The organism is Photobacterium kishitanii (genome assembly GCF_003026355.1).
In the GTDB taxonomy this organism is placed as follows: Bacteria; Pseudomonadota; Gammaproteobacteria; order Enterobacterales; family Vibrionaceae; genus Photobacterium; species Photobacterium kishitanii.
This window is the reverse complement of record NZ_PYON01000003.1, coordinates 164,851-180,872: the sequence shown is the minus strand read 5'-3', so window position 1 is coordinate 180,872 and position 16,022 is coordinate 164,851. Positions and strand designations below refer to the sequence as shown.

Here is a 16,022-nt window from a genome sequence, read left to right as displayed (position 1 = left end):
CGTACCTTCGAGCACTGTTAGCCACCTAATGTTGAGCGCAACATATTGACGCACATTTCATAGGGCACTGCTTCTTTCATTTCTTGCTGCAAATAACTGTCTAACTTGGGTTTGAAACTGAATGCTTGATCGATAGTGGCATCAGTACCCGGCTTATAAGCACCAATCGCGACTAAATCTTGATTTTTACGACAAATAGATAAAATTTGACGTACCGCTTTCGACATCAGCATATGCTCATCACTAACAATCGCAGGCATTACTCGGCTGACAGAACGTTCTACATCAATGGCAGGATAATGACCGGCATCTGCCATTTCACGCGATAGTACGATATGTCCATCAAGGATCGCACGTGAGGCATCAGCAATAGGATCTTGCAGATCATCACCTTCACTTAGGACGGTGAAAAAAGCCGTAATTGAACCTTGATTTTCATTACCATTACCAGCACGTTCAACGAGCGCAGGTAACTTAGCAAATACAGAGGGGGGATAACCTTTGGTTGCTGGCGGCTCGCCAACGGATAACGCGATTTCACGTTGTGCTTGAGCAAAACGAGTTAATGAATCCATTAGCAACAACACATCAAATCCTTGATCGCGAAAATATTCCGCAATCGTCAATGATGTTTGGCAGCCCTTTAAACGCATTAATGGCGAAGCATCCGCAGGTGCAGCAATAACAACGGCTCGCTCACGGCCTTCTTTTCCTAAAATTTCATCAATGAACTCTTTTACTTCTCGTCCACGCTCACCAATTAATCCCACAACCACAATTTGGGCGCTAGTACCGCGAGTCATCATGCCTAACGTTACCGATTTACCAACACCAGAACCTGCAAATAAACCTATTCGCTGACCTTTACCGACAGTTAATAAGCCATTAATTGCTTTAATTCCAACATCTAACGGTTCTTTAATCGGTTTACGTGATAAGGGATTAATAGGTGCAGAGGTAAATGAAGCCCGTTGCTCGGTAAAAATGGGCCCTAAGCCATCGAGAGGATTACCGATGCCATCAATCACTCGTCCCAATAATTCAGGACCAACGGGAATACCACTGTTATGTAAAATAGGAGTCACTTTCGCCCCAGGCATCACCCCTAATAATTGCTCACTTGGCATTAAAAACAGCGTTTCACCAGCAAAGCCAACCACTTCCGCTTCTAGTTCACCATTAAGGGTTTCCACTTTACACACACTGCCGACGGGTGCTCGACAGCCAATCGCTTCCAGAGTTAGCCCGACAACGCGATCTAAACGCCCAGAAGCCACTGGTTTACAAGCAGTATTAGCAGTTTGATAACGGCTTAAGCGTTGCGCAAGCGTCATACCGTTGGCTCTTGTAAATTGCTATTGAGATCATTAAAGGTCGTTAATGAGTGCTGAATACGATCATCAATTAAATAATCGACACTTGAGCTACCACATTCCAATTGCAGATCGCCTCGTTGTAAACTGGGCTCTGCAATTAATGACCATTTACGCTGCTGTAAATCAGCATCATCAAAACTGGCATTCACTAATGCAACGTCTTCAGGATGCAAATGCATTTTGATCTCTCGCTCAACAATCGGTAGCGTAGCGACAACTTCACGTAGCGTGTTAAGTAACACTTGGGGGTTAGTTTTAACCTCAACACGAATAAGTGCCTTCGTTAGACCATTAACTAATAACAATAATTGTTGCTCAACGTCGGCATCGACCTGCGCGATTGGATCAGCAAATTTATCCATCACAGCAGTTAACAATGCTACTTGCTGATCAATTTGTGCTTGTGCTTGTTCAAGTCCTTGCTGGAGTCCTTGGGCTAGCCCTTCTGCATGTCCGGCAGTGATCCCTTCCGCATGACCTTGACTAAAACCTTCGCTATGTCCTGCTTGGCGACCTTGATCAACCCCTTCGTCATAGGCTGATTGCTGCATTGCTTCTAGTTCTGCAGCCGTTAATGGTGGCGGTGGTGGCTCAGGTTCGGGCTCCGGCTGTTGCTGATCGAGATAATACTGATGATCATAATTAAAGGCATTTTCAGACTCATGCTCATCATTGCTGTAATCTGGGTACGCCCAACGTTCAAGCTCTTGAGCTTGATGTTCAGATACTCGCATGAAACCACGGCGGCGCTCATTACTCATAATAGATTTTCACACTCATCATCAACCGCTGAAATAACAACGCGATTATAAGAATTCATCAGTGCCTCCATTACCCGTTAACACTAATTCACCTAAATCAGATAAACGGCGAGCAATAGATAAGATCTCTTTCTGAGCCGCTTCTACATCAGCAACTCGAATCGGTCCCATTGTTTCTAAATCTTCTTGCAGCATTTCACCCGCACGCTTAGACATATTGCTATAGAACTTATCACGCAACATATCATCAGCACCTTTAAGGGCTTTTTGTAATAGCTCTTGAGGTACATCACGTAATAAAATTTGAATACCGCGATCATCAACTTCTATCAAGTTATCAAACACGAACATCAAATCTTGAATTTGGGTAGCAGTCTCTTCATCGTTTTCACGAATTTGATCCATCAACAACCCTTCAACATTATTATCGAGATAGTTCATGATTTCAGCTGCCGCTTTAAGACCACCAATTTTTGCAGCTTGCGCACCCGCTTGGCCAGCGAATTGTTTTTCCATGATATCGTTTAATTCATGTAATGCTGCAGGTTGTACTTCCTCTAAATTAGCAATACGCATCATCAAATCTAACCGTACTCGCTCAGGAAATTGCGATAAAATTTCAGCAGATTGTTCGGGTTCTAAATATGACAAAACAATAGTTTGAATTTGAGGGTGCTCATTAAGGATAATGCTGGCAACTTGACGTGGATCCATCCATTTTAAGGAATCAAGCCCACGTGAACCACTTCCCATCAGTATTTGATCGACCAAGTTATTAGCTTTATCTTCACCTAATGCTGCCACTAATGCATTACGAACAAAATCTTCACTACCCATGCCGATACTGGTGTATTTTTGAATCTCTTCTAAAAATAAACGATGAACGCTAGAGACTTTATCTTGATTTAAGTTTTTCATACTTGCCATTGTTCCGCCGACCCGCTGCACTTGCTTTGGATCGAGGTGACGAATAATACTCGCTGCATCTTGCTCATTGAGACTTAATAATAAAATAGCTGCTTTTTCAGCACCATTAAGGCTTTTAATATCAAATTTATTATCAACTGTTGCTACGTCATTAGCCATCTTCATTCATCCAGCTTTTCACTACTTGCGCGGCAAGATCTGGCTCATTGGCAACCAAGGCACGCACCGCTTTAAGTAAGTCTTCATCTTTATGTAAGTTAGGGAGATCTAAACTACTACTGCTTAACTCAAAACTTTCATGTGGGTCTAAATCACCACCAATTAAGCCTGTGCCATCACTATTACTGCTGTGAGTTAAGATGGGTACACCATTTTCATCTAATAACGTACCGTCAGCCGTTTTATTTGGATATAGCAGCTTATTCATTGCCGGACGCACTAATACTACGATCACCACAATAATCACTAATGCAGCAGCCAACCATCGAATCCAACTACTAAAATTAGGATTTTCCCAAATCGGCATCTCGGCTAACAATTGCTCTTCTGGTAATGCAAACGGCACTGATAAGACTTCTAATAAATCACCTCGAGCTTCTGAAAAACCAATCCCGCCCATTAATAAACGACGAATTTTAATAATTTCAGCTTCAGATATCGGTACTCGCGTAACGGCATCCGTTTTGGGATCAACAATGGTTTTATAGTCAATCGCAACCGACACCGTTTGGCGATCGATCACCCCAGTCTGAGCGCGCTTATGACTGATCGTGGTATCTAATTCATAATTACGGGTTGATTCACGGTGCATACGACCGCTGCCACTACTGCTACCCGCTTGCATATCTTTAATATTTTCAGGAATAGAACTACTGACTGGCGGTTGATTACTTAATGAGCCGGGAATACCAGCAGTCACTTGGCCACCATTGCTATCTTCGCGGGTAAATTCGCTTCGAGTAGCGGCCGTTGCAGGATTGTAGCGTTTATGCGTTTCTTCTAAGGCGGAGAAGTCCATCGCGATATCAACTTGCGAGGTATAATTACCCAAACCTAAAACGGGCATTAAAATCGCATCAATTTTTTCACGTAATGACTGTTCTTGTTTACGCTCTAGTTCATATTCTTTACGTTTAGCACTGGAACTAGGATCTTCGGTGCCAGAACTTAATAAACGCCCATGTTGATCGGTGACAGTAACTCGAGTCGGACGTAAACCAGGAACCGCTGTTGCAACCATATCAACAATCGAATCAACTTCTTGTTGGCCCAGCGCACTGCCTGAAGCTAAGGTTAAAAAAACCGTAGCGGTTGCATCTTGATTATGGCGCACAAAGACACTTTGCTTTGGCATTGCCAGCAACACTTGTGCCTTGCGCACTTGGCTAATTTGCTCAATAGCACGGGCTAATTGACGTTCACGACTTAATTTTAAACGTTCATTTTCCAATCGCTGTGAAACACCAAACCCCATATCTTGCAATAAAATGTCATCGCCTTCTGCGGTGCGACTGTTTAAACCACTACGCGTTAAATCTAATTTTATGCTGCTGTATTTATCCGCCGGAACACGAATGGTATTGCCATCAAGTTGATAATCAATTTTCTTTTGATCAAAGTGATCCAATATCGGGATCAATTCTTCGGTATCATAGCTACCTAATGGCCGCATTTCTGGCTCTTTTATCCACACCACGACCATCACAATCAACGCCACGCAAATAGCGACTGATAGCACTAAAATTACCTGCCGTAACAGATCAAGATTGCCTAAAATACTGTCGGTACGCGATGCTTTCTTCTCTGCAAGATCGGGATCTTGAGATTCATCGCGCAATACCGGCGAAGTATTATTATTTGCAACCGTAACTTGTTGATTAACAATTTGATCTGACACTATTTATTACTCACACATATAGCAAAATGATGCGCTTACCACATCGACGATAATAACGGTCTTTATACCGGCATATTCATTAATTCTTTGTAGGCTTGAACCATTTTATTACGCACTTGAACCGTCGCTTCAAAAGCCACACTAGATTTATTGCGCGCAATCATTACATCCGATAACGACACGCTGCGATCACCTTGATCAAAACGGGTTGCTAAATCACTTGATTGGCCTTGAAGGGTATTAACCGACTTAATCGCGTCATTGAGTAAATTGCCAAAATCAGCACTCACTTGCTGGCCTGTAGCTGGACGAATAGTGTTCTGTGCTTCTAAACGCATCGTCTGCATTTCAGTCGCTAATCCATTAACTTTCATTGCATAATCTCACTGTTTTATTTACAACTAAAAAGGATTGTTATTGTATATAGTCAATAGGCTTACACTGGCAACTCAATCCCTGCATCACGCATTTTGGCTAACTTATAGCGCAATGTTCGAGGGCTAATTCCTAATTTATCTGCCATGTGTTTACGATTACCTTGGCAAGCAACTAGAGTATCTAAAATAATACTGAATTCTTGCCCCCGTAATTCATTACCCAAACTATCATTAACGGTTGGTGATCCTGCTGAGGTGGCAACTACTGCTGCACTTTCAGACGCTACTGGTACATTGGTTATCTGCAACCAATCAAGCCCTTCAAGTAGAATATGTTGCCCAGTTATCATAAGGTTATCGTGTATGATTAACGCGCGTTGAATCACGTTATCAAGCTCACGTACATTTCCAGGCCATGAATATTGTAATAATTTGTGCTGCGCACAATCACTCATCACAGGTACAACGATACCTTGCTGACAAGCATGACGCTGGAGAAATAACTGCGCTAACGGCACGATATCGCCCTCACGCTCAGTGAGCGCAGGCCATGTAATTGGAAATACATTTAAGCGGTAATACAAATCTTCACGAAAATGCCCTTCTGTAACATAGCTTTTTAAATCACGGTTACTGGTTGCAATAATCCGTACATCCAATTTAATGCTTTTTCGACCACCTAACCGCTCAACTTCACGTTCTTGTAATACTCGTAATAGCTTAGCTTGCAAGTTGATATCCATTTCACTGATTTCATCCAACAAAATAGTGCCGGCTTGTGCTTGTTCAAATTTACCAGGACAAGCTTGCACTGCCCCTGTAAATGCACCTTTTTCATAACCAAACAACATTGCTTCGAGCATATTCTCTGGAATTGCAGCACAGTTAATCGCGACAAATGGCCCATCACAGCGCAGTGAATGATCATGAATATAACGTGACAACACCTCTTTACCAGAACCACTTGGACCCAATACCATGACACTGGCATCGGTTTTAGCGACTTTTTCTGCCATTGCTAATAAGTGAATACTTTTAGGATCAGCCACGACAGTATCGTTAGGATGGCGTTTAATTGGTGCATAACGACCAACCATATTAAGTAACACTTGCGGTGCAAACGGCTTCGCCATGTAGTCAATCGCGCCATCTTTCATCGCAGCGACTGCATCTTCAATATTGGCGTAAGCAGTCATTAACAGCACTGGTATTTTGGGCCACTGTAATTTAATACTGCGTAATAAAGCTAAACCATCCATACCAGCCATTTGCACATCAGACACTACAATATCAATCGGTTCAGATTTCAATAGCACTAACGCCTGCTCTGCACTTTCCGCTTCTAGCCATTGATAGCCCGCCAGTGCGAGTGTATCGACTAAAGCTTCACGTAAACCTGCATCATCTTCTACGACTAATACCCGTGTTTGACTCATGTTTTACTCTCCATCGTTAACTTGAACCATTATGCTATTTGGGCTGATGCAACTAACGGTAACTGCAAGGTAAATGTTGCCCCACATCCGAGCTGTGAATTTAATATCAAACGGCCTTTATGGGCTGATACCACCATCTGTACTACCGCTAACCCTAATCCAGTACCTTGTTTTCGAGTGGTAAAAAAGGGCTCTAGCACTTTTTGATGATCCTCTACAGCAATGCCGGGACCATTGTCAGTCACACTAAGTAGTAACACCTGATCCTGTTGCTGGCACCGCACTGCGACGCGACAGCTTTTACCCGCCATTTGAATCGCATTAGTGATCAAATTACAGACTGCACTAGCTAACGCATTTTCATTACCTAGCAACTGTAATGTTTCATCATCGCAGTCAATACTAAAATCAACGTCATTGCTCAGTACTTGGGTTTCTATCATCGCCTCTAAACTGTTGAGTAAACTTTCAACAGTAAATTCACTCACCACTTTATTGTCACCACCTTTAGCAAATAGCAACATATCATTGACTTGTTTTTCAAGATCGTACAATCGATCCACTAGCTTAGTTTGAAACCGTGAGCGAGTCGTTGGGCTTAACCCTGATGAAGCCAAGTTAGCCGCATACAACAACGCACTGGCAAGGGGTGTCCGTACCTGATGTGCCAATGATGCAACCATCCGCCCTAATGATGATAAACGTTGCATTTCACTTAACCGTGATTGCAACTGCCGCGTTTCAGTTAAATCGGTGATCACTATTAACTGTCCTGCTGCTGAGGCTGAAATGGCTAATTTCACTTTACGACCACTGCGTAGTGATACTTCATGACCATCATCATCTTGTGGAGCAAAGCTACGTTGAATAATCTCTCCCCAACGTTGACCTGTTAATGGCTCACCTAACAGCCGCAATGCCTCTTGATTAGCTTCAGTAATAACACCTTTCTCATCCAACAAAATGACAGCAACGGGCATCACTTTTAATACCTGTTGATAACGTTCTACTTGCTGGTTTAACGCCAATAATGTTGCGGGTGAGTCACTCATGATTAACCTGAAACGAATACAACAACAGTAACCAAATGCAAGTTACATACCACTATTAATGATTAATTATCAACAGGTTAACAATTACAACCACTCACACATAGTGTCACTTTTATGACACTAGTAACAATTTAATGAATGCAATCAACTTCCTTTATCAATAATGATGAATTTATGCTCTCATTTAGCTGTCAAATATTGGTAATAGCCATATTTTGTGATTATTTATTAAACAACTATTCTCAATATCACATAAAAAAAGCCACCGCCAAATTAATGACGGTGGCTTTTTTACAAAAATGGTCAGGGTGAATTAGCTGTCTTTCGACAAGCCATATTTACGCATTTTTTCAACCAAAGTAGTACGGCGCATACCCAGCATATCAGCAGCACGTGCAACCACACTCGATTGAGCACCCAATGCTTGACGGATCATTTCCACTTCAAGCTCTGCTAACATCTCTTTAAGATTTAACCCTTCTGGCGGTAAACCATTACCTAATGGTGTAATCTCAGTATCTTCAGCGGCAAACATATCAGCCAACGCTTGTTGCTCTTGCTCTTCTATTGAAGTCGTGCTGATTTCTGGTACAAAATCAGGTAAATGCCCATAACGATATTTCACTGGCAGATGATTTACATCTACCATTTCGCCAGGATAAAGAATCGTTAGACGCTCAACTAAATTAGCTAATTCACGAATATTTCCAGGCCAATCATGCAGCATTAACGATGCAATTGCTCGCGGTGTGAAATGAATCCGTTTAGCACCTTCCGCTTCCATACGAGTTAACAGTTCTTGCAATAGCAACGGAATATCTTCAATGCGATCCCTTAGAGCTGGCATATCAATTGGAAATACATTCAAGCGGTAATATAAATCTTCACGAAACAATCTTTCAGCAATCATCTTATCTAGATCGCGATGGGTTGCCGCGACAATACGCACGTTAACTTTAATCGTTTGACTACCGCCAACTCGTTCAAAACTGCGCTCTTGTAATACACGTAACAATTTAACTTGCATCGACATTGGCATATCACCAATCTCGTCTAAAAATAAGGTGCCACCTTCAGCTAACTCAAAACGACCTTTACGGGTTGAAATAGCCCCGGTAAATGCACCTTTTTCATGACCAAACAATTCACTTTCAAGTAAATCTGGTGGAATAGCGCCACAGTTCACAGGCACAAACGGGCCCTTACCACGCTCTGAATGGTAATGTACATTACGCGCGACGACTTCTTTTCCAGTACCTGACTCACCTAAAATCAATACACTAGCATCACACGCGGCAACTTGCTCGACTAACCGACGAATATCACTAATGGCTTCACTACGGCCTACCATACTTCGAAATAGCATGTTCTTACGCCCTAAAGAAGGCACTTGATGAACTCGTTTACCTAAGTATTCTTGGCAATGACGGAAGGCATCTGCTAATTGGTTATAATGTAGCGGGAGTTTAAGATCGCCAATATAATTAGGCAATTCTGACAACAACTCATGATGATTAGTTAATGCAACAACAGGAATCTGTGGATATAGTTTAAGCATATCGATAATACCAGTTAACCTTTTGGTATTAGTGATCGTACCTAACAGACAAATACCCCATGGCTGTTCCCATAATGACACGGTAAGATCTTGTGATGACAGCGCACTATGATGTTCACCCATAAAATTGAGGATGACACCTAAATCATGACGTTGCTGTGGATCGTCATCAATAACAAGCGTATTTACTAAACCGAGCATAAGATGGATATTGCCTTAATAAGAGTACACTCTGACTGTATATTCAATGTAGTGAAAAGAACAACAGTCAAGAAGATGGTAGCTACATTGTAATTAATGTGCACCATAAGGCAAGATTTGACGTATAAAAGCTGTGATACCAATACAAATAACTATGCATTTGAACGGCTTTTCTTCCATTTTTAGCCTAAAAACACTAAAAATAACTATTATCGGCAACATTGATGATGGTTACCGATAATAAATAACCTTTAATTAGTTTCAGTAAGGTAGTGATATTCTGTTGGAATTTGATCCCATGCTGATTTTATTTCACGTAGCATACCAATCACATCATCAAGAGGCTGAGTCACATTTTCCGCATTAGCGCGTGAAATCTCACTCCCCATAAAATCATAAAGTGCATCAAGGTTCTTAGCAATATCACCGCCTTCTTCCATTGATAAGCAATCACGTAGACTTAATACAATATCTAACGCTTTAGTCAAACGCTCACACTTAACCGCTATATTACCCTGTTCCATCGCCGCCTTGCCCTGAATTAGGCGTTCTATCGCTCCTGCGTATAACATTTGAATGATACGGTGCGGTGATGCGCTAGCGAGTTGTGCATTCACTGAAACTTGCTTATATGCCTGAAGAGAACCACGCATGTTATTATCCTTTAAATAGCTGGGACGTTATCAATAACCCTGAGATCAATCGTTATTGTCCATGTTGTTGAATATTGCTGTAGAGCGATAATGATTTTTGACTCTTTTTCGAGCGTACTAACTGCGCGCCAATACGATCTTTATGTTGTTGTAATAACCCTTTCATGACTTGCGTACGTGCCACCACATCATCAAACACAGCCCGTGATAAATCAGGCTGTTTAAGTACTAATTCCACTTGTTGATGACGCAAAGCAACTAAGTTTTCTAATTGCTGCGGAAAATCATCAGGATAATCTTCTGCTAGCAGTAATTGCTCGATTTGGTGTTCTAATTGAGTTAGTGGTTCTAATGTGATTAATTGATGCATCAGTTATCCATTTTAAAAGACCATTAAGCTCATCATAGTGTTGAGCTGATTATTCATTTTCCCTATTGCTGCATCCATAGCAGTAAATTGCTGGTAAGTACGCTCTTCATAAGCTTTCATTCGTTCATTGAGTGACGTCATATCATCTTCAAGCCGAGTTTGTTGTTCTTTAATCGTTTTTTCTTTATTAGTTAATACACCATCAGTTGAACTAGTAAACGATTTAAAAATATCTTCAGCTTGATCAAGAAAACCATCATCAGCAGTATTAAAAAATGCATTAAACGCTTTAAAATTATCCTTTAATGCCTCATCAAACTTTTCATCATCAATTTCAACTTTTCCATAACGATCTGTCGTGATTCCAAATTCGCTCAAGCTATAACTTTGACCATCAACCTCAATAGTTTTATTCATTAAATTACGCATTTGACTACTAATAGAACGGGTTAAACTATCACCATTTAACGGACCACTAGTCTTCTTCTCAACATCATACTTACTAAGATTATTGGCGGTATCAATAAATTCATTGTATTTTTCGATAAAACCTTCAAGTGATGATTTAGCATCTTTAGTATTATCCGTAATATCAATCGTGACGTGCTTCACTTCATCAGTATTAGTTAATTTTTTTAAATCAAGCGTGACACCTTCAATCGCATTCTCAATTTTATTACTGCCACTACTAATGACGGTATGATTATCTATTCGTATTTGAGCATCCTCACCCGCCTGCATTTGTACCATCTCAGTATTGGCGGCTGGGTTGACAGGATCAAAGCTTAACTTAGCAAGATCCCCACTCATCTTAGATGCATCGATCGATATCTGATGATCTTTACCTGTTTCAGAACTAGAAAAAACAATTTTAGCGCCATTATCATCATTGATAACGGTAGCGGTAACACCAGGGTTATCTTCAGCATTATTTATTGCGTTAACGATATCTTTAAGGCTGCTTTTTTCTTTATTGATATCCAGTGATAATGTTTTTCCGTCAATAGTAATATCTAATGTTCCCGAACCAAGTTCCGCTTTAGGATCGGAATCAAATGAATTATTTGACATCACTTTATGAGATTTAGCTAACGCAAGCACTTCAATGTTATAGCTACCATTTTGTGCATCAGCAGAGGCTTCAACACCAACAAAGCCACTTTCCGATGAGGTTGCCGATTGACCCGCAAAAACTTTATCTTCGGCAAACTTTTTGACCATATCTTCTAAACCAGATACCGCTGATTTAATTTGCCCATAGCCACTGAGTTGAACTTCTAGCTTTTGCTGCTGTTCTTTAATCCGCTGTTCTTTAGGCGCACGCTCAGCGGCAACTAATTGTTGCGTCATTCCAGCGACATCTAACCCAGACGCTAAACCACCTGCACTTAATCCCATAATTCGCCTCTTTAACTACACAGTACGGCTTAAAGAACTCAAGCTATGCTTGGCTAAATTTTCGTTTAACTCTAGCAATTCTTGTGCCGGAACTTGGCGAATAATATCGCCGATTTCTTTATCGACAATGGTCGCTATTTGTTTGCCTGTTTCATCATCAATACGAAACTGCAAGCTACGATTAACCTGTTGTAATAGTTGTTCAATCTGCTTAATTCGTTCTTGCTCTTCATGATTATCGAGATTAAATGAATTAAGCGGATTGTCATCATTTTTAATGGCTTCAGTTTTATTGACGGTTTGATTTAATGGTACGTTATTGCCAAGAATCTTTGACGGTTGAATATCATCAACGACAGTTTGAACATCATGAGAGTTATATAATGATGAAGATGGTAGAGGATTGATCGCCATAGCCAGTTCCTTGAGCATATTTGTTAGCGATTAAAATACAATAATGCCCTGCTTGATATACCAAACAGGGCACAACACGATTACGAATTAACCTAGTAGGCTAAGCGCAGATTGTGGAATTTGTTTTGCTTGTGCCAGAATAGATGTACTTGCCTGCTGCAGGATCTGATTCTTGGTCATGTTAGTAGTTTCAGCTGCAAAGTCGACATCTTTGATACGGCTGTTTGATGCCGTTACATTTTCATTAATGTTAGCAAGGTTACTCAACGTATGGTTAAAACGGTTTTGCACCGCACCTAAATCAGCACGCTGTGAGTCGATACCTGCGATTGCCGCATCGATCACATCAAGAGCTCCTTGAGCCCCACTTTGACTTGTAATATCAAGATCTTTAACTGTACTTAACTGAGAATTACCAGGTGCAGTAGTAATTGCTGCGGCTGTACCAGTTACCGAAAACTTATCACTAGAACTAAATGTTAGCTCTGAATTAACTACCGCTCCACCATCATCTACTGCGATTGCTGTACCTGCATTACCAGTAGTAGGATCTACAGTTGCCATTGTTAAAGTCGGATTTGCTGCAGCTGCAGGGCCTACAGCTTTGATACCTGCTACATCTTCAGCTTCGATCTGTAATTTACCTGAAGACTTATCATAAGTAGCGTTATAACCATCTTTACCGATATCACTTGCAAGTTCAGACATATCTCCATTGTAAGAGCTTAAATCATAACTTGTTGTACCAATCTCCAATGTACCAGTATCTGCAGCAGTCAAATTAGCCAACTCAACACGAGCTGTAGCCTTAGCTTCAACACCAGTACCTAATGCGCTTAATTCATCTGCTGCTGCTTTAGCATCCATTGCTGAAATATCAGTACCAGCTGAAACACCATTTGGACCTGATATAGCTATATCAGCTGCACCCGTTGCTACACCGTATGCTGTACCTGCTGCTGCCGCGGCGCCAAACACAGTACCAGCACCTGATTTCTGGTGTTGACCAATATCGCCAGAAGCAACACTTGATAATGAAACATCAATGGTCTCATTTGCATTTGAACCAACTTGGAAAGATTTCGTACCGAAGGTACCATCTAATAACTGTTGTCCACCAAACGTTGTTGTATCTGCAATACGAGTCATTTCAGTTTGTAATGCACTGACTTCTTTCTGAAGAGCTTCACGATCCTCTGTTGAGTTAGAACCATTCGCTGCCTGTAATGATAAATCACGCATACGCTGTAACATATTGGTAGTTTCTGACATCGCACCTTCAGCGGTTTGCGCCATTGAAATACCATCGTTGGCATTACGCATTGCTACATTTAAGCCGTTAGTTTGGCTAGTTAAACGGTTTGAAATTTGCAGACCAGCAGAGTCATCTTTTGCTGAGTTAATGCGTAGACCTGATGATAGTTTTTCCATACTGCTTGCGACGCCATTGCTTGCACCATTTAGGTAACGCTGGGCGGTCATTGCAGAAACGTTAGTATTAACTGTAACAGCCATAGTTGTTGCTCCTTAATTTGATACCCAGCAATCCCGGGCGAAGACAGTTTTATCTGTTGTGCTAAAGTTAACGGCCCCTTTTGGCGAAGCTTTAGGATTATTTTTAGAATTTTATATGTGGGATTAACATTCTATTAATAGGGGGGAATATTTCGAAAGGACGAGATAGGGAATCTACTACCCGCACGTCGTAGAGTCATTGGGGTTGTAATGATTGAATTCACTGGCGTCTTTAAAACTCAAGCAGGTGATGAATAGATCACGGATAGCCTCGTCCCTCGCTTCCGAGATGACGGAGAATGGGCTAAGTGGTTGCCAAGTCTAACGATCATTATTGCCAACAGTGAGTACCAAGCCCAACCCGTCATTCCCTACAGTGAGGGACGAACGAGATAGGGAATCTACTACCCGCGCGTCGTAGAGTCATTGGGGTTGTAATGATTGAGTTCACTGGCATCTTTAAAGCTCAAGCAGGTGATGAATAGATCATGGATAGCCTCGTTCCTCCGCTTCCGAGATGACGGAGAATGGGCTAAGTGGGTGCTAAAGTCTAACGATCATTATTGCCAACTGAGTACCACAAGCCCAACCCCGTCATTCACTACAGTGAGGGACGAACGAGATAGGGAATCGAATACCCGCACGTCGTAGAGTCATTGGGGCGGAATGATTGAATTCACTGGCATCTTTAAGGCTCAAGCACGAGTCGAGTAGATCACGAATAGCCTCGTCCCTCGCTTTCGAGATAACGGAGAATGGGTAGCCACGACTCTTTACTTGACTTGCTCTGCTCTTCCTCGAAACTCGTCCCTGCTCTTGCCTAAAACATTAAATATAATTAAACAATGACAATTGCTTGGTTTGCCCAAACGCTTGTTGCGAAGCTTGCAGCGCCATCATTTGTTGATTCATATCCATGATCGCTTTGCTGTAATCAAGATCTTCTAAACCACTTTGGGCCTGATTTAGGGTTAACTCAAAATCAAGATGTTGTTCTAACTGGCGATCAACCTGCTGCATGATAGTGCCGACTTCTGAACGTTGTTGGTTCATATGTACAAAGCCACTATCGAGATCATCAATCACCCGTTGTAAGTTTGCTTCTGCCGCAGGTGATGATGTTGGACGCTCAGCATTATCAATCGCGTCTTGAATCGAATCAAAAATATTGATGGTTTGAGCAGGTTGTAAAGTGATGCTATCACCACTACTCACCGCCCCAAATTTAAACTCTAAGCTCGGACTCCCTGCAACAGCGGGGTCTTGATAATTTATCCCTTGCTCAGGATCATAAGGCTGCTTATCAGCGACTAAGTTACCACCAACCGTTAAACTGTAATGCATGGTCGTGGTTGTATTACCTGCAGCATCAGTGGTTTCAATATTCTCAAAACTAACACCTATCTCTTCAGCACTGGCAAAATCGGTAGTGGTAGCGGACAGTAAATGCAGTTTGGAATCATCCGTTAATCCGTTCGCTCCATCGCTAAATACTGGCCTAAAATCACCATAGCGATTAGGGATATCAGTGAACAATTGATCACCCGGTAAACTGGTTTTAACATTGACCGATTTATCTATTTGCGAATAACGTGACTGGCTATCACCGTGATAATCCATACTGCCATCACGGGCTTGCATAAATGGTTTGGTATCAACTTGGTTACCCGCAAACACGTAATTACCCGCTTCATCACGGCTATTTGCTAATTCAAGTAAACCATCTCGTAAACTAATTAATTCGTCTTTAAACGCAGTACGGTCATTACTGGCCATCGCACCATTGATCATTCCCAGCACTTTTTGTTTGGTCGCGCTTAAATTATCTTCAACCCCAGCCACCGCGGTTTCCATGGTTTGCAGACGATTATTAGCCAAAGTGATCGCGCTATTATATTGATCAAGTTGAGTTAACTGCTGGCGATAGTTCTGAATAGTGACCGATGACACTGGATCATCACCGGCGGTTTCAACCCGTTTGCCACTCGAAAGTTGGCCATTAGTTTGATTAAGCTCACCTTGCTTACGCATTAAGTTGGAGGTCAGGTTTTGGTATTGGCTTGCGGTTGAGACGCGATTGATCATGA

The 16,022-nt window shown here is 41.7% G+C and carries 14 protein-coding genes; all 14 read right to left on the bottom strand.

Features of this window, described 5'->3' with window-relative positions; all coding sequences use genetic code 11:
* Positions 1–17: 17 nt before the first annotated feature.
* The 14 genes from fliI to flgL all read right to left on the bottom strand — a co-directional run bounded on the left by fliI (position 18) and on the right by flgL (position 16,020).
* Positions 18–1,334, bottom strand: coding sequence for a flagellar protein export ATPase FliI (gene fliI, locus C0W29_RS04780; protein WP_036795666.1), 1,317 nt, complete (start codon positions 1,332–1,334; stop codon positions 18–20).
* Complete coding sequence (gene fliH / locus C0W29_RS04775) at positions 1,331–2,137, bottom strand: flagellar assembly protein FliH (protein WP_036795668.1); 807 nt, start codon at positions 2,135–2,137, stop codon at positions 1,331–1,333. Before fliH ends, fliI begins: the two co-directional genes overlap by 4 nt.
* A gap of 45 nt (positions 2,138–2,182) precedes the next feature.
* Positions 2,183–3,223 (bottom strand): flagellar motor switch protein FliG, encoded by a 1,041-nt coding sequence (gene fliG / locus C0W29_RS04770; protein WP_036795670.1) that lies wholly within the window; start codon positions 3,221–3,223, stop codon positions 2,183–2,185.
* Complete coding sequence (gene fliF / locus C0W29_RS04765) at positions 3,216–4,961, bottom strand: flagellar basal-body MS-ring/collar protein FliF (protein ID WP_036795671.1); 1,746 nt, start codon at positions 4,959–4,961, stop codon at positions 3,216–3,218. Before fliF ends, fliG begins: the two co-directional genes overlap by 8 nt.
* 62 nt (positions 4,962–5,023) lie before the next feature.
* Positions 5,024–5,335 (bottom strand): flagellar hook-basal body complex protein FliE, encoded by a 312-nt coding sequence (fliE, locus tag C0W29_RS04760; RefSeq protein ID WP_045042620.1) that lies wholly within the window; start codon positions 5,333–5,335, stop codon positions 5,024–5,026.
* 62 nt (positions 5,336–5,397) lie between these two features.
* Complete coding sequence (locus tag C0W29_RS04755; RefSeq protein WP_045044274.1) at positions 5,398–6,774, bottom strand: sigma-54-dependent transcriptional regulator; 1,377 nt, start codon at positions 6,772–6,774, stop codon at positions 5,398–5,400.
* Between the two features lie 29 nt (positions 6,775–6,803).
* Complete coding sequence (locus C0W29_RS04750; RefSeq protein WP_036795675.1) at positions 6,804–7,826, bottom strand: sensor histidine kinase; 1,023 nt, start codon at positions 7,824–7,826, stop codon at positions 6,804–6,806.
* Positions 7,827–8,139: 313 nt separating this feature from the next.
* Positions 8,140–9,585 carry a sigma-54 dependent transcriptional regulator gene (locus C0W29_RS04745; protein WP_036795677.1) on the bottom strand — a complete coding sequence of 482 codons (1,446 nt, stop codon included), beginning with the start codon at positions 9,583–9,585 and terminating at the stop codon, positions 8,140–8,142.
* 251 nt (positions 9,586–9,836) lie between these two features.
* Positions 9,837–10,238, bottom strand: coding sequence for a flagellar export chaperone FliS (fliS, locus tag C0W29_RS04740; protein ID WP_036795678.1), 402 nt, complete (start codon positions 10,236–10,238; stop codon positions 9,837–9,839).
* A gap of 52 nt (positions 10,239–10,290) precedes the next feature.
* Entirely contained in the window at positions 10,291–10,608 is a 318-nt protein-coding gene (locus C0W29_RS04735; protein WP_045044273.1) for a hypothetical protein, read from the bottom strand.
* A gap of 12 nt (positions 10,609–10,620) precedes the next feature.
* A complete protein-coding gene (fliD, locus tag C0W29_RS04730) occupies positions 10,621–12,006 on the bottom strand; it encodes a flagellar filament capping protein FliD (RefSeq protein ID WP_045044272.1) in 1,386 nt (461 codons plus the stop codon).
* Between the two features lie 15 nt (positions 12,007–12,021).
* Entirely contained in the window at positions 12,022–12,420 is a 399-nt protein-coding gene (locus tag C0W29_RS04725) for a flagellar protein FlaG (protein WP_045044271.1), read from the bottom strand.
* Positions 12,421–12,507: 87 nt separating this feature from the next.
* Positions 12,508–13,935, bottom strand: a complete 1,428-nt coding sequence (locus C0W29_RS04720) for a flagellin (protein ID WP_045044270.1) — start codon at positions 13,933–13,935, stop codon at positions 12,508–12,510.
* A gap of 828 nt (positions 13,936–14,763) precedes the next feature.
* Entirely contained in the window at positions 14,764–16,020 is a 1,257-nt protein-coding gene (gene flgL, locus C0W29_RS04715) for a flagellar hook-associated protein FlgL (protein ID WP_045044269.1), read from the bottom strand.
* Positions 16,021–16,022: the final 2 nt, after the last annotated feature.

Excerpts from the sequence above, each read along its gene's own strand:
- fliI (WP_036795666.1), bottom strand. The coding sequence starts at position 1,334 with ATGACGCTTGCGCAACGCTTAAGCCGTTATCAAACTGCTAATACTGCT.
- fliD (WP_045044272.1), bottom strand. The coding sequence starts at position 12,006 with ATGGGATTAAGTGCAGGTGGTTTAGCGTCTGGGTTAGATGTCGCTGGA.
- C0W29_RS04725 (WP_045044271.1), bottom strand. The coding sequence starts at position 12,420 with ATGGCGATCAATCCTCTACCATCTTCATCATTATATAACTCTCATGAT.
- fliG (WP_036795670.1), bottom strand. The coding sequence starts at position 3,223 with ATGGCTAATGACGTAGCAACAGTTGATAATAAATTTGATATTAAAAGC.
- C0W29_RS04745 (WP_036795677.1), bottom strand. The coding sequence starts at position 9,585 with ATGCTCGGTTTAGTAAATACGCTTGTTATTGATGACGATCCACAGCAA.
- C0W29_RS04750 (WP_036795675.1), bottom strand. The coding sequence starts at position 7,826 with ATGAGTGACTCACCCGCAACATTATTGGCGTTAAACCAGCAAGTAGAA.
- fliE (WP_045042620.1), bottom strand. The coding sequence starts at position 5,335 with ATGAAAGTTAATGGATTAGCGACTGAAATGCAGACGATGCGTTTAGAA.
- fliH (WP_036795668.1), bottom strand. The coding sequence starts at position 2,137 with ATGAGTAATGAGCGCCGCCGTGGTTTCATGCGAGTATCTGAACATCAA.
- fliS (WP_036795678.1), bottom strand. The coding sequence starts at position 10,238 with ATGCGTGGTTCTCTTCAGGCATATAAGCAAGTTTCAGTGAATGCACAA.
- flgL (WP_045044269.1), bottom strand. The coding sequence starts at position 16,020 with ATGATCAATCGCGTCTCAACCGCAAGCCAATACCAAAACCTGACCTCC.
- C0W29_RS04735 (WP_045044273.1), bottom strand. The coding sequence starts at position 10,608 with ATGCATCAATTAATCACATTAGAACCACTAACTCAATTAGAACACCAA.
- C0W29_RS04755 (WP_045044274.1), bottom strand. The coding sequence starts at position 6,774 with ATGAGTCAAACACGGGTATTAGTCGTAGAAGATGATGCAGGTTTACGT.
- C0W29_RS04720 (WP_045044270.1), bottom strand. The coding sequence starts at position 13,935 with ATGGCTGTTACAGTTAATACTAACGTTTCTGCAATGACCGCCCAGCGT.